Raw genomic sequence first — 14,033 nt, 5'->3', positions numbered from 1 at the left:
AACCCCTGTGGACAAACCTGGCGACTCCATGCCACTGGCCCCCGTTCCGCCTTCCGTTGCCACATCGAGATCCATCCGCAACTCCTTCGCGGGGTCCACCCGCGCCTCCCGTTCGTCACAGTCGCAGAGGCCCGGACACGGCCCCGCCCCGCCCCGGGGTGCGCCGCGTCCGGCGCAAGGCCCGTACGCGAAGGGGGAGTTGTCCATGAAACGACCGCACCGGAGAAGCGCCGTCACGAGCACGTCCACAGGTGTCGCCCGGAAGGCCGCCCTCGCCGGGGCGCTCGCCGCCGCGCTCCTCGCCGGCGGCTGCTCCGGCGGGTCGGCCGACTCGTCCGGCGACTCGGCCGACCACCGCCAGGCCGCGCCGCGGCTCCCCGCCGGCGGCGGCACCGCCGCGCCACCCGCCCCGGCCGACGGGCGGACGGACGGGCCCGGTGGCCAGCGGCCCTCCGGCGCGCCCGAGGGGGAGCAGCGGGCCCCGAGCCCCGCCCCCGACTACCTCTCCACCTTCGCCCTGGACGTCGACACGGCCTCGTACGGCTACGCCCGCCGCTCGCTCGCCGAGGGCCGGCTGCCCGACCCCGCCACCGTCCGGCCGGAGGAGTTCGTCAACAGCTTCCGCCCCGACTACCCGCGCCCCGCCGACGACGGCTTCAGCGTCACCGTCGACGGCGCCCGCACCGGCGAGGAGGGCTGGTCCCTCGTCCGGGTCGGCCTCGCCACCCGGGGCGCCGACCGGGCCGGCGAACGCCCGCCCGCCGCCCTCACCTTCGTCGTCGACGTCTCCGGTTCCATGAACGAGCCGGGCCGGCTCGACCTCGCCCAGCACGCCCTGCGGCTCGCCGCCGACGAGCTCCGCGACGACGACTCCGTCGCCCTGGTCGCCTTCAGCGACGAGGCGGAGACCCTGCTGCCGATGACCCGCCTCGGCGACGCCCGCGGCCGGGTCCGCGAGGCCGTCGACTCCCTCGCCGTCCGCTCCTCCACCAACCTGGAGGCGGGCCTGCGCACCGGCTACGATGTGGCCGCCGAGGGGCACCGGAAGGGCGCCACCAACCGGGTCGTGCTGCTCTCCGACGCCCTCGCCAACACCGGCGAGACGGCGGCCGACGCGCTCCTCGGCCGCATCGACGAGCAGCGCCGTGAGAAGGGCGTCACCCTCTTCGGCGTGGGCGTCGGCAGCGACTACGGCGACGCGCTCATGGAGCGGCTCGCCGACAAGGGCGACGGCCAGACCGCGTACGTCTCCACCCGCGAGGAGGCCCGGAAGGTCTTCGTCGACCAGCTGCCCGCGCAGGTGGAGCTGCGCGCCCGGGACGCCAAGGCGCAGGTCGCCTTCGACCGGGACACCGTGGAGCGCTTCCGGTTGATCGGCTACGAGAACCGCGAGGTCGCCGACGAGGACTTCAGGAACGACCGGGTCGACGGCGGCGAGGTCGGCGCCGGGCACACGGTCACCGCCCTCTACGCGGTGAAGACCCGGCCCGGGGCGAGCGGCCGGGTCGCCACCGCCACCGTCCGCTGGCTCGACCCCGACTCCCGTGCCGCGCGGGAGCGTTCGGGCACGGTCGAGACGGGCGCGCTGCGCGCCGGACTCTGGGAGGGCGGCCACGACAGTCTGCAACTCTCGGCGATCTCCGCCTATTTCGCGGAGGAGCTGCGTGGCGGCAGGCTGCCGGGCGCCCCGCGCCTCGGTGCGCTCGCCGACCACGCCGACGCGATCCGGGGCCGCTCCGGTTCGGCGGTGGTCGGTGAACTGGCCGAGGCGGTGCGGCAGGCCGATCGGCTCCTCGGGGAACGCCCTGACGGCGAGGGGGAGTTCCGCTCCGGCGACCCGTACGCCTGATCCGTTCGCCCCCTCCGTACGCCCGGCTCTCCGGCCCCTGCCACGCGCGTGTGGCAGGGGCCGGACGCGTACGGGCGGAAGAGGCGCGGAGGTGTACGGGCGGAAGAGGCGCGGAAGCGTACCGGGGTGCCCCGCGCCTCCGCGTCCGCGCGGCCCAACGGGGGTGGCCCGTGGGTCCGGAGGGGAACGGGCGGCTCCGCCACGGGCGCGGCATCATGACCCCATGGCCACCCTGCTGCTCGCCCTCGCCGTCGGAAGCACCGGCCTCTACGCCGGTTTCCTCCTGGTCTTCCTCACCGGCGTCATGCCCGCCCTGGGCCGTCTCCCGGACGCCGCGTTCGTCACCGCGATGCGCCGCGTGAACGAGGAGGTGCCCAGGGCCGTCTTCCTGACGGTCTTCGCCGCCGCCGCGGTGCTCCCCGTCGCCGCCTACCTGGTGCCGGTGGAGGGGCGGACCGGGGCGCAGCGGTGGCTGGTCCTCGCGGGCTTCGTGTGCGCGGCCCTCAACCACCTGGTCACCGTGGTCGGCAACGTCCCGCTCAACAACGCGCTCGCGGCGGCCGAGGGCCCCGACGAGGACCCGTCGGCGACCCGCGCCGCCTTCGAGGCGCGCTGGACGGGCTACCACCGGATCCGCACCGCTCTGATCCTCGCCTCCTTCGGTCTGCTCACCGCCGCGGCGGTCGGCTGAAACAGACCGTCGGGTCGGGATGGCCACCCGGATGGCGCGAACTCATCGAAGATCACGCTCCCGGCATCCACAGGGTCCCTGTGAAACCAAACCCCCGAGTCCGAAACATGCTGCTGACACGCATCGGCTTTCGGCCCCTGGCGGGAACGCGACGTCCTTATTTGCTACCAAACCAGGCGAACCTCTCCCATTTTAGGGACCTGGATTTCATACCTTCCGGTTTCTTATTGACATGACCAGGGGGGTCTTTTTTTAATCAACCCGAGCATCCGCTTGCGCAGACAACCGAGGGGGCATAGTGGACATCCACATCCTGGGGGGACTGTCGGTCCGCGAGGGCGGGGTACCGATCACCCCGACAGCGGCCGCGCCACGCCAGGTTCTCGCCCTTCTCACCGCCTTCGCCGGCCAGGTCGTGCCCGTCACCGTCCTCACCGAGGAGCTGTGGCCGTCCGGCGCCCCGCGCGGCGCCCGCACCGAGATCGCCACCCACATCGCGGAGCTCCGGGCGCTGATCGCCCGAGCCCTCCACGAGTCGGAGGAGGACGCAGGCGCGGGCGGCTGGACCGAGCGGCGCACCGCCGACGCCGTCCTCGTCTCGCTCCCCGGCGGCTACCGCCTCGACACCGGCGTCGGCATCCACGACATCGGCCAGTTCGAGCGCGCGGCCGGCGCCGGCTACCGCGCCATGGACGCCGGCGACCTGGCCCGCGCCTCGCTGCGGCTCGGCGAGGCCCTCGCCCTGTGGCGCGGCGAGCCGTACGCGGGCGTGGCCGCAGGCCCCTGCCTCCGCCGCGAGATAGAACGCCTGGAGTCCGCCCGCCTCAGCGTCCTCGACCAGTGGGTGGAGGCCCAGCTCGGCCTCGGCCGGCACGAGGCGATCCTCTCCGAACTCCCCGGGCTCGCCGCCCGCTACGCCACCAACGAGCCGCTCCAGGCCCACCTCATGGTCGCCCTGCTCCGCTGCGGGCGCCACGAAGAGGCCCTCGCCGTCTACGAACGGCTGCGCACGGTCCTCCACCGGGAGACCGGCATGGAGCCCTCCGCCCGCCTCCGCAGACTGCAGCACTCGGTCCTCGCCGTCCGCCACACGCGCGCGGGCGCCGCGGCCGCCGGCCGCTCCCCGCTCGGCGGCACCTCCGAGGGCCTCTTCGGGTACGCCGTCGTGCCCGCGCCCCCGCGCGCGCCCGCCGCCGAGGAGACGCCCGCCGTCACCTGGTACGGCCCCGCGGTGGCACGCGTCCCCGCTCAGCCCAAGCCGGTCCGTGCCGGTACCGTCACCGCGGGCGTCGCCATGGCCGTCTGACGCGCCGTGGGCTCCGCCCGCCACGGGACGGCGGAGCCCGGGGAATGAAGTGCCGCACGTCACCGTTGACCCGCTTCCGGGACCGAATTAGTTTCGGCCGCGAGGACGGGTTTTCTCCGAGGTGCCCGATTTAAGCTTGACGACGGGGGTGGGGGAGATGGACAAGCGGGGCGAGGACCAAGGCGCGGGCGCCGACGCGCTGCTCGCCGTCCTGGAACTGCTCGCCGGGCAGGGCGCTCCCGCCCAGTTCGACGCCCTCGTCGACGAGGCCCGCCTCGCCGGACTCGACGGCGCCGGGCTCGGCCGCCTGGAGCGGGCCGTCGCCCTCGCCCGCTCCCTCCACGACGAGCGCGCCACCGACCGGGCCCGCGCCGCCCGCAGCGGCGCCTCCCTGGCCGTCCTCACCGACACCGCCCGCGATCTGACGCTCAGCTACGACCTGGACGGCCTGCTGCGGATCGTCACCCGCCGCGCCCGCCGGCTCCTCGGCCTCGACATGGCGTACGTGACCCTCCGCGGCCCCCAGGGCGCCTGCTACATCCGCGTCACCGAGGGCTCCCGCACCGGAGGGGACACCGGCGAGACCACCGGCCCCGGCCTCAGCGTCGGCCTGCGCATCGGCGCCGGGAACTGCCTCGGCGGCGTCGTCCAGCGCACCGGCGAACCCATCTGGACGCCCGACTACCCCGCGGACGAGCGGTTCACCAGCGGCGCGGCCCCCGACCCGGCCGCCGCCCTCGACGACGCCGAGGTCGTCGACCCCGGCGACGAGGCCGTCCGCGCCGAAGGACTCCGCGCCATCCTCGCCGTCCCGCTGCGCAGCGGGGACTCCGTCATCGGCGCCCTCTTCGGCGCCGACCGCCGGGTCCGCGAGCACACCCCGCAGGAGATCGCCCTGCTCGGCGCCCTCGCCGACCTTGCCGCCCTCGCCGTCGAGAAGGCCGGCCTCCTCGACCGCACCCGCGCCGAACTCCTCGAACTGGAACGGGACAGCGCCCGCGTGCGCACCAGCCTCGCCCGGATGCGGCACGTCTCCGAGGCACACGGCCGGATCATGAACCTGGTCCTCGCCGGCGGCGACCTCCCGCACGTCGCCAAGGCGGCGGGCGACGCCCTCGACGCCACCGTGATGGTCCGCGACCCCGGCGGCCGGCGCCTCGCCGCCTGCGGCGACTTCCCCGGACTCGACGAGGAGGCCGTCGCCAAGGCCTCCCTCGACGCCCACGCGCTCCGCCGGCCCGTCCTCGCCGCCGACTCCGTCTGGGTCGCCCCCGTCATCGCCGGCTCCGAGGACCTCGGCGGCCTCGTCGTCCGCGTCGAGGGCGGACTCACCGACGAGGACGAACGGCTCCTCGAACTCGTCGCCCAGTCCGTCGCCCTGCTCCTCCTGATGCAGCGCTCCACCGCCGTCGCCGAGGGGCCCGTCCGCGACGAACTCCTCGACGACCTCATCGCCGACCCGCCGCACGCCCCGCAGCAGAGCGCCCGGCGCGCCCGGCGACTCGGCGTGGACCTGCGCAAACCGCACGTCCTCGTGGTCGCCCGCCCCGAGGGCGGCGAGCAGGGCCGCGCGGTGGTCTGGGCGTCCTCCTACGCGTACCGGCTCTCCGGCCTCAAGACCGTGCAGGGCGGCTGCGTGGTGCTGCTGCTCCCCGGAGTTGACGCCTCCGCCGCCGCCTCCGCCGTCTCCGAGGAACTGACCCCGCTCCTCGGCCACCCCGTCTCCGTCGCCGCCGCGGGACCCGGCGCCAGCCCCGACGCGGTCGGCCCGCTGTACGCGGAGGCGCTGCGCTGCCTGGACGCGATGAGCGCCCTCGGCGGTACGGGCTCCGCCGCGGCCGCCGCCGACCTCGGCTTCCTCGGGATGCTGCTCTCCGACGACCACGATGTCGACGGCTTCGTGGAGAACGCGATCGGACCCGTCCTCGACTACGACGCCGAGCGGCTCACCGACCTCACCCGCACCCTGGAGGCGTACTTCGCCTCCGGAGGCAGTCCCACCAACGCGGCCGAGGCCCTGCACGTCCACCCCAACACCGTCTCCCGCCGCCTGGAGCGCATCGGCGAACTCCTCGGCCCCGAATGGCAGAAACCCGGCCAGGTCCTGGAGGTCCAGCTCGCGCTGCGCCTGCAGCGCACCCGCGAGGTGCTGGGCCGCCGCAGAGCCGCCACGGCGCCCGCCCGTCCCCTCGACTGACCGCGAACCCCCCGCGCTCCGCCCGCCACGCGCGCGTGGGCGCCCGTCCGCGCCGAGCGGACGGGCACCCTCCGGCCCCGGTGGCCCGTTGGGGCGGGCTCGGGCGGACGGCCGGGGGTCGCCCGGCCGGAGGAGAGGTCCTAACCGGCGCGCCGCGGGGCGTCGCACGCCGTGTCCCACGACGAGCCGAGCACCGTCGCCGTGTGCGCGGCCGAGGCCAGCGTGATGTGCCGGTGCCAGCCGCGGTACGAACGGCCCACGAAGTCCCGCAGCCCCGCCGCCTCGCCGACCGCGGCGAAGTCCCGCTCCACCCGCTGCGCCAGCTTCGTCAGCCGCAGCAGGGAACCGACCGTCGCCTGCGTCAGGTCGCTGATCCACACCCGGGCCGGGCCGCGGCGCGGGTCGTCCCACTCGCCGAGCAGCATCAGCGGCCGCATCCGCTCCCCGCCGGGCGACGGCAGCGCCACCCGGACGGCCGTCGCGAGCGAGGTCCGCGAGGTCCGCGCGCCGCCCACCGTGTCCACCCAGCTCACCGGTCGCCGCAGTCCCTTCAGGGATTCCAGTATCTGAGCCGCCGGAAGCGGGCCCGCGCCGAAACCCGGCAGCGAGCGGTCCGCGATCGCGAGCCGCGAACCGGCCCCGATCCGCGCCACCACCGGCACCCCGGCCGCGGCGAGCCGCGTCAGGGCCGCCCGCCCCGCGCCGCCCCGGATGTCGAGGAGCACCGGCTTGCGGGTGATGTCGGTCCAGCTCGCCGTCTCCAGGGCCGCGGAGACCGCGCACTCCTCCAGCGTCTCCTCGCCGGCCTCCTCGGGGACCTCCGCGCGGTCGCGCCGCGTCCGGTCCTTGACCCACGGATCCGGCAGGAACAGACGCCAGTTGACCGGAGCGCTCAGCTCCTCCCCGGCGAACCACACGCCGAAGGCCTGCTGGCCCTGGAAGACCTGCCCGCGCTCCGGGTCGAAGCGCCGGTCCACACCCACCGAGTGCTCGCCGGCCTTCGGGATCGGCATCGGCCGCACCACCCAGGCCTGCGGGTGCCCGCCGCGCTCCAGGAACCGCCCGAGCGAGGCGCGCATCGGCTGCCAGTCCCAGGTGGAGCTGGAGATGAAGTGGTGCAGGCTCTGCTCGGCGGCCGGGCCGCCGATCTGCGCGGCGATGTTCCGGATCGACTTGCGGCCCTGGGCGGTGAGCAGCCCGTGCAGGTACTGCTCGGCCTTCAGCCGCTGGTCGCGGCGGGCGAAGCCGGAGAAGAGCGCGGAGGTCAGCTCGGTGTAGACGTCCGCGCCGGGACGCGGTGCGGCGGCCCGGGGAACGGTACGGACCCGGGGGCGCGGAACGGTCGGCGTGACGGCCACGGCGACCGCCCCGCGCTTGATTGCGACGGATGTACTCACGACACTCCTGCCCGTCCTGCCCGAGGGTTGCGCAGCTGCCTCCCGCTGCGCCTCCACCGTCTCGCCTCCACCCCCCTCCCGACGAGGTGGACCCGGCACCCGAATCGGCCTCCTGATGGTGGCCGGACCACCTCCCCACCCCTGACCTGGGCTTCGGCCCCTTCCCCGCGGGCCACACGACACCCCCGAACCGCCCCCGGACCGCCCGCCGAGTGCCCCCGCACCCACCCCGGGCCCCGGGGGTGGTGGCCGGACCACACCCTCCGACACGGAGCCGCATCCGCCCCGACGTCGAGCCGCATCCGCCCCCGGCACCGAGCCGCACCCGCCTCCGACGTCGAGCCGCATCCGCCTCGCCGCTCGGTCCGTGGGCCTTCCGGGAGGAGCTGACAGACTCACCGGCGCGGCTTTGACCCGTCGCGCTCCGTCGCCGGACCATCGCAGAGCGAGGCGGCACGGGCACGACCCGGTTAATGCCCCAGGCCGGTACCGCGGCCCGTGCGCCTCGCACCACCCTTAACCTGGGGACATGGGTATCCGGGAGCAGGCGCCGGTCGTCGCGGTGGTCGCCGCGGGCGGTGTGCTCGGCGCGTCCGCCCGCTATGCCGCGACCCTCGCCTGGCCGACCGCGCCCGGCACCTTCCCCTGGACGATCTTCCTGGTCAACGCCGTGGGCTGCGCCGCGATCGGCCTCCTGATGGTCTTCGCGACCGAGGCCCCGGAGGCCCCGCACCCGCTCCTGAGGCCCTTCCTCGGCACCGGGTTCTGCGGCGGCTTCACCACCTTCTCGACGTACGCGCTGGACGCCCGGGGCCTGTTCGGCGCGGGCAGCCCCGTCGAGGGCGTCCTCTACCTGGGCGGCACCCTGCTCACCGCGCTCGCCGCCGTCGTCGGCGGGGTCGCCGCGGGCCGGGCCCTGTGGGTGCGGAGGGAGCCGGCATGACCCGGTGGGAGGGCGCCCGCCGACCGGAACCCGGCGCGCCGCTGACGGGCCGTCCGGGGGCCGCCGACGCCGCGGAAGGGACGCCGACGGGGTGAACTGGCTGCTCGTGGCCCTCGGTGCCGCCGTGGGCGCGCCGCTGCGCCACCTCACGGACCGGGCCGTGCGGGCCCGCCGCGACTCGCTCTTCCCCTGGGGGACCCTCATCGTCAACGTGGTGGGCTCGTTCGCCCTCGGCCTGCTCACCGGCGTCGCCTCGGCGCGGGCGCAGCTGCTGCTCGGCACCGGCCTGTGCGGCGCCCTCACCACGTATTCGACCTTCTCGTACGAGACGCTGAAGCTGTACGAGGACGGGGCGAAGGGGTACGCGGTGCTGAACGTGGCGGGCAGCCTGGCCGCCGGGCTCGGAGCCGTATGGCTGGGGACCGAGGCGGCCGGGCTGCTCTAGCGGGCGCCCGTCAGGCGGTGATCCAGTCGGACGTGGCGATCACCGGCTGCACGCCGTCGCGGTGGATGGTGCCCTCGATGAGGCCGTACATGCGGTCCGCCGCGAAGTACACCTCGTTGTCGTTCTTCAGGCCGAAGGGCTCCAGGTCCACCAGGAAGTGGTGCTTGTTCGGCAGGTTGAGGCGCACCTCGTTGACGGTGGGCACGTGGTCCAGGACCCGGCAGGCCATCGCGTGCAGGGTCTGCTGGAGCGAGTAGCTGTACGTCTCCGCGAACGCCTCCAGCATGTGCCGGCGGGCCTTCTGGTAGGAGCGGTCCCAGTCGTGCTCCGGGTCCGCCGCGGCCGTGGCGGAGTTCGCCCAGCGGGCGGTGACCTTGGTGGCCAGGATCCGGTCGTACGCCTCCTGGAGCGTCGTGTACTCGTCCTTGATGAAGCCGTGGAACTCGGAGTTGGTCGAGTTCATCACGGTCAGGTCCTTCAGACCGGACAGCACCTGGAGACCGGTGGCCTCGCTGTACGTGACCTGCGCGGTGCGCACCTCCTGGCCCTTGCGGACGAAGGAGTGCTGCTCCTTGCGGGTCGGGACGGGGATCCGTTCCCAGGCGAACTCCTCGACGCGGATCTGCGCCTCGCGGATCACCTCCTGGGAGGTCACGAAGTGCTTGGCGAGGAGGATCGCGAACGCCTCGGGGGAGGCGATGCCGTGCTCCTTGGCGAAGGCGTAGACCGTGTTCTTGGTGGTGTCGGTCGGCAGGCAGTTGGCGTTGTCGCCGGTCAGGTGGACGTCGCGGTACTCGCCGCGCAGCGCCACCGACACGTTCAGGTCGCGGATCTCGTGCCAGGCGCCGTCCTCGCCGCCCTTGCGGGCGATCCTGACGATGCGGTTCTCGGCCTTGCCGTACTGGTTCTGGGCCAGGACGTGCTTGCTCATGCGGTTCAGCTCCTGCGGGTACGCGGATACGGGTATCCCGTACGCCCGGCGTCCAGCGCGCCCGCGTCCCGCGGTCGTGCGCTCCCCGCCGTCCGGCCCGTGAACGGCGGACCGCCCCGGGACTGACGAGCATCCCGGTCCGTAGGTGTGGCTCGAAGATAAGCGGCCGGAAGGTCACTGGCAATGGGGGAGCCCCGGAAGGGCCGGCTCGTAGGGGAACCGTCAAGACGGGCGGTGGCGGCGTCAGGGGCGCGTCAACGAAGGCGGCGGGGGCGCGGGAAGGAGGTTTCCTCGTCTCGTCCGAGAATCCCCTCCTCCTTCCCCAGGGAGTCACGATGGCCGACCTGGCCTTCGTCGCCACCACGCTCGCGGTCTTCACGCTGGTGGCGCTCATCGCCAAGGGGGTGGCCAAGCCGTGAGCGCCGAGAACGTCGTCGGTCTCCTCGTGGCCGCCGCCCTCCTGGGCTATCTCGTCCTCGCCCTCGTCAAGCCCGAGAGGTTCTGAGTCCCGAGATGAGTCCTGTCCTCGCTGGAGTGCTCCAGCTCCTCGCGCTGGTGGCCGCCCTCGGTCTGTCGTACAGACCGCTCGGCGACCACATGGCGCGCGTGTACTCCTCGGAGAGACACCTCCGCTTCGAGCGGTGGGTCTACCGGGCGATCGGCGCGAACCCGTCGGTGCAGATGCGCTGGCCCGCCTACCTGCGCGGGGTGCTGGCCTTCTCCGTGGTCGGCGTGCTGTTCCTCTACGGGCTCCAGCGGGCGCAGGGCTCGCTGCCCGGCTCGCTGGGCTTCGTGTCGATCGACCCGGACCAGGCCTTCAACACCGCCGCCTCGTTCGTCACCAACACCAACTGGCAGTCGTACTACGGCGAGCAGGCCATGGGCCACATCGTCCAGACCGGCGGCCTGGCCGTGCAGAACTTCGTGTCGGCGGCGGTCGGCATGGCCGTCGCGGTCGCGCTCGTACGCGGCTTCGCCCGGTCCCGCACCGGCGAACTGGGCAACTTCTGGGCCGACCTGGTCCGCGGGGTCGTGCGGATCCTCCTCCCGCTCTCCGTCGTGGGCGCCCTCGTCCTCGTGGCGTGCGGGGTGATCCAGAACTTCTCCGGGATCCACGAGGTCGGCCGGTTCACCGGCGGGACACAGCAGTGGAACGGCGGCGCGGTGGCCTCGCAGGAGGCCATCAAGGAGCTGGGCACGAACGGCGGCGGCTACTTCAACGCCAACTCGTCCCACCCCTTCGAGAACCCCGACGGGCTGTCGAACCTCTTCGAGATCTACCTGATCCTCGTCATCCCCTTCGCGCTGACCCGGACCTTCGGGCGGATGGTCGGCTCCCTGCGGCAGGGGTACGCGATCCTCGGCACGATGGCCGTCATCTGGCTCGGCTTCACCGCGCTGATGGCATGGACCGAGTTCGCCGGCCGAGGAACGGCGTTCGAGCTCGCGGGCGGGGCGATGGAAGGCAAGGAGACCCGCTTCGGGATCGCCGGCTCCTCGCTCTTCGCGGTCGCCACCACGCTGACGTCCACCGGCGCGGTGAACTCCTTCCACTCCTCGTACACCGGCTTCGGCGGCGGCATCGCGATGCTCGGCATGCAGCTGGGCGAGATCGCGCCCGGCGGCGTCGGCTCCGGCCTGTACGGCATGCTGATCATGGCGGTCATCGCCGTGTTCCTCGCCGGCCTGATGGTCGGCCGCACGCCGGAGTACCTGGGCAAGAAGATCGGCACCCGCGAGATCACCTTCGCGGCCTGCCACCTCCTCGTCACCCCGGCGCTCGTCCTCGGCTTCACGGCCGCGTCGCTCGCCCTCGACACCCCTGCGCACTCGATGACGAACTCCGGCGCGCACGGCTTCTCCGAGATCCTCTACGCCTACACCTCGGGCGCCCACAACAACGGTTCGGCGTTCGCGGGGCTGAACGCCGACACCCCGTGGTTCAACACGACGATCGGCATCGCGATGCTCCTGGGCCGGTTCCTGCCGATGGTGTTCGTCCTCGCCCTGGCCGGCTCACTGGCCGCGCAGCAGCCCGTACCCGAGACGGCGGGCACGCTGCGGACCGAGAAGCCGCTGTTCGCGGGCCTGCTGGTCGGCACCCTCACGATCGTCACCGGTCTCACCTACTTCCCGGCCCTCGCCCTTGGCCCGCTCGCCGAAGGACTCGCAGCATGAGCACCCTCACCCCCACCCGGCCCCCCGGGACCGATGCGCCCGCCGGAGCCGGACGCGTCGGCGGCGGGCTCTTCGACCCCCGGCAGCTGCTCGCCTCCCTCCCGGACGCGCTCAGGAAGCTCGACCCGCGCGTGATGGCGAAGTCGCCGGTCATGTTCGTGGTGCTCGTCGGCTCGGTCGTCACCACCGTCCTCGCCGCCCTGCACCCCGGCGACCGGTTCGGCTGGGCGGTCGCGGCCTGGCTGTGGCTGACCACGGTCTTCGCCAATCTGGCGGAGGCGGTGGCCGAGGGCCGCGGCAAGGCGCAGGCCGACACCCTCCGCAAGGCCAGGACGGACACCGTGGCCCGCCGGATCGCCGGCGGCGAGGAGGAACGCGTCCCCGGTACCGAACTGCGCGTCGGCGACCTCGTCGTCTGCGAGGCCGGTGACGTCGTCCCCGGCGACGGAGACGTCGTCGAAGGCGTGGCGTCCGTCGACGAGTCGGCCATCACGGGCGAGTCGGCGCCCGTCATCCGCGAGTCCGGCGGCGACCGGTGCGCGGTCACGGGCGGCACGAAGGTCCTGTCGGACCGGATCGTCGTCAGGATCACGGCCAGGCCGGGCGAGACCTTCATCGACCGGATGATCCACCTCGTCGAGGGCGCCGCCCGGCAGAAGACCCCCAACGAGATCGCCCTCGACATCCTGCTGGCCTCGCTGACGATCGTCTTCCTGCTCGCGGTCGTGACCCTGAAGCCCTTCGCGATCTACGCGGGGGCCGACGGACAGACCTCGCTGATCGTCCTCACCGCCCTCCTGGTCTGCCTCATCCCCACCACGATCGGCGCCCTGCTCTCCGCGATCGGCATCGCCGGCATGGACCGGCTCGTGCAGCGCAACGTCCTCGCCCTGTCCGGGCGGGCCGTCGAGGCCGCCGGCGACGTCTCCACCCTGCTGCTCGACAAGACCGGCACGATCACCCTGGGCGACCGGCGGGCCGCCGAGTTCGTGCCGGTCCGGGGGGCCGCGGAGGCCGAGCTCGCCGACGCCGCCCAGCTGTCGTCCCTCGCCGACGAGACCCCGGAGGGCCGCTCGGTCGTCGCCCTCGCGACGGAGCGGTACGGGTTGCGCGAGCGCCACCGGGGCGAACTGCCCGGAGCCGAGTGGATCGCGTTCACCGCCCGGACCCGCATGTCGGGCGTGGACGCCGCCGGCCGCAGGATCCGCAAGGGCGCGACCGGTGCGGTCCTGGCGTGGGTGAGGGAGCGGGGCGGCGACGCCGCCGAGGACGCGCAGGCGCTCACGGACCGGATCTCCCAGGCCGGCGGGACGCCGCTGCTCGTGGCCGTGGAGGACGGCGAGGGCGCCCGCGTCCTCGGTGTGATCCACCTCAAGGACGTCGTCAAGGAGGGCATGCGGGAGCGGTTCGACGAGCTGCGCCGCATGGGCATCAGGACGGTCATGATCACGGGGGACAACCCGCTGACCGCGAAGGCGATCGCGGAGGAGGCGGGCGTCGACGACTACCTCGCGGAGGCCACCCCCGAGGACAAGATGGCCCTCATCAAGCGCGAGCAGACCGGCGGCAGGCTCGTCGCGATGACCGGCGACGGCACCAACGACGCGCCCGCGCTGGCACAGGCGGACGTCGGCGTGGCGATGAACACGGGCACGTCGGCCGCGAAGGAGGCCGGCAACATGGTCGACCTCGACTCCGACCCGACCAAGCTCATCGAGATCGTCGAGATCGGCAAGCAACTCCTCATCACCCGTGGCGCCCTGACCGCCTTCTCCCTCGCCAACGACGTCGCGAAGTACTTCGCGATCATCCCCGCGATGTTCGCGGTCGCCTATCCGTCGCTGGACAAGCTCAACATCATGGGCCTGCACTCGCCCGAGTCCGCGATCCTCTCCGCCGTCGTCTTCAACGCGCTGATCATCGTCGCCCTCGTGCCGCTCGCGCTGAAGGGCGTGCGCTACCGCCCCTCCAGCGCCGACGCGATGCTCCGCCGCAACCTCGCGGTCTACGGACTCGGCGGCCTGGTCGCCCCGTTCGTCGGCATCAAGCTCATCGACGTGCTCCTCACCCTCATCCCCGGAATCGGTTGACCCTCG

11 protein-coding genes are annotated in these 14,033 nt (G+C 73.6%); 9 read left to right on the top strand and 2 right to left on the bottom strand.

What is annotated here, in order from left to right:
* The first annotated feature begins 205 nt into the window (after positions 1-205).
* The 4 genes from ACFZCF_RS04300 to ACFZCF_RS04285 all read left to right on the top strand — a co-directional run bounded on the left by ACFZCF_RS04300 (position 206) and on the right by ACFZCF_RS04285 (position 6,043).
* Entirely contained in the window at positions 206-1,849 is a 1,644-nt protein-coding gene (locus ACFZCF_RS04300) for a von Willebrand factor type A domain-containing protein (protein WP_391284513.1), read from the top strand.
* A 223-nt stretch (positions 1,850-2,072) separates the two neighbouring features.
* Entirely contained in the window at positions 2,073-2,540 is a 468-nt protein-coding gene (locus ACFZCF_RS04295; RefSeq protein ID WP_388441126.1) for a DUF1772 domain-containing protein, read from the top strand.
* A gap of 298 nt (positions 2,541-2,838) precedes the next feature.
* Entirely contained in the window at positions 2,839-3,846 is a 1,008-nt protein-coding gene (locus tag ACFZCF_RS04290) for a BTAD domain-containing putative transcriptional regulator (RefSeq protein ID WP_391284511.1), read from the top strand.
* A gap of 157 nt (positions 3,847-4,003) precedes the next feature.
* Positions 4,004-6,043, top strand: coding sequence for a helix-turn-helix domain-containing protein (locus tag ACFZCF_RS04285; RefSeq protein ID WP_391284509.1), 2,040 nt, complete (start codon positions 4,004-4,006; stop codon positions 6,041-6,043).
* Between the two features lie 140 nt (positions 6,044-6,183).
* Here the strand turns inward: ACFZCF_RS04285 and ACFZCF_RS04280 are convergent, their stop codons facing one another.
* Entirely contained in the window at positions 6,184-7,440 is a 1,257-nt protein-coding gene (locus ACFZCF_RS04280) for an IS701 family transposase (RefSeq protein WP_388441118.1), read from the bottom strand.
* 529 nt (positions 7,441-7,969) lie between these two features.
* Between ACFZCF_RS04280 and ACFZCF_RS04275 the strand changes: the two genes are divergently transcribed.
* Both ACFZCF_RS04275 and crcB read left to right on the top strand, forming a co-directional pair.
* Positions 7,970-8,383, top strand: a complete 414-nt coding sequence (locus ACFZCF_RS04275) for a CrcB family protein (RefSeq protein WP_391284507.1) — start codon at positions 7,970-7,972, stop codon at positions 8,381-8,383.
* Between the two features lie 91 nt (positions 8,384-8,474).
* The gene (gene crcB / locus ACFZCF_RS04270) at positions 8,475-8,828 is read left to right on the top strand and encodes a fluoride efflux transporter CrcB (RefSeq protein WP_391284505.1); all 354 of its coding nucleotides are present in this window, start codon (positions 8,475-8,477) and stop codon (positions 8,826-8,828) included.
* Between the two features lie 10 nt (positions 8,829-8,838).
* Here the strand turns inward: crcB and pucL are convergent, their stop codons facing one another.
* Positions 8,839-9,759 (bottom strand): factor-independent urate hydroxylase, encoded by a 921-nt coding sequence (pucL, locus tag ACFZCF_RS04265; RefSeq protein WP_388441110.1) that lies wholly within the window; start codon positions 9,757-9,759, stop codon positions 8,839-8,841.
* Between the two features lie 415 nt (positions 9,760-10,174).
* Here pucL and kdpF point away from each other — a divergent pair, with 415 nt between their 5' ends.
* From kdpF to kdpB, 3 genes are read left to right on the top strand one after another with little or no spacing between them, the layout of a single operon-like run.
* Complete coding sequence (gene kdpF, locus ACFZCF_RS04260) at positions 10,175-10,264, top strand: K(+)-transporting ATPase subunit F (protein WP_123452475.1); 90 nt, start codon at positions 10,175-10,177, stop codon at positions 10,262-10,264.
* A gap of 8 nt (positions 10,265-10,272) precedes the next feature.
* A complete protein-coding gene (gene kdpA / locus ACFZCF_RS04255) occupies positions 10,273-11,937 on the top strand; it encodes a potassium-transporting ATPase subunit KdpA (protein ID WP_391284501.1) in 1,665 nt (554 codons plus the stop codon).
* Positions 11,934-14,027, top strand: coding sequence for a potassium-transporting ATPase subunit KdpB (kdpB, locus tag ACFZCF_RS04250; RefSeq protein WP_391284498.1), 2,094 nt, complete (start codon positions 11,934-11,936; stop codon positions 14,025-14,027). Before kdpA ends, kdpB begins: the two co-directional genes overlap by 4 nt.
* The last annotated feature ends 6 nt before the right edge of the window (positions 14,028-14,033 follow it).

The organism is Streptomyces sp. NPDC007945, from assembly GCF_042958885.1.
In the GTDB taxonomy this organism is placed as follows: Bacteria; Actinomycetota; Actinomycetes; order Streptomycetales; family Streptomycetaceae; genus Streptomyces.
The sequence above is the reverse complement of the archived record's forward strand: the minus strand, read 5'-3'. Positions and strand labels throughout refer to the sequence as shown.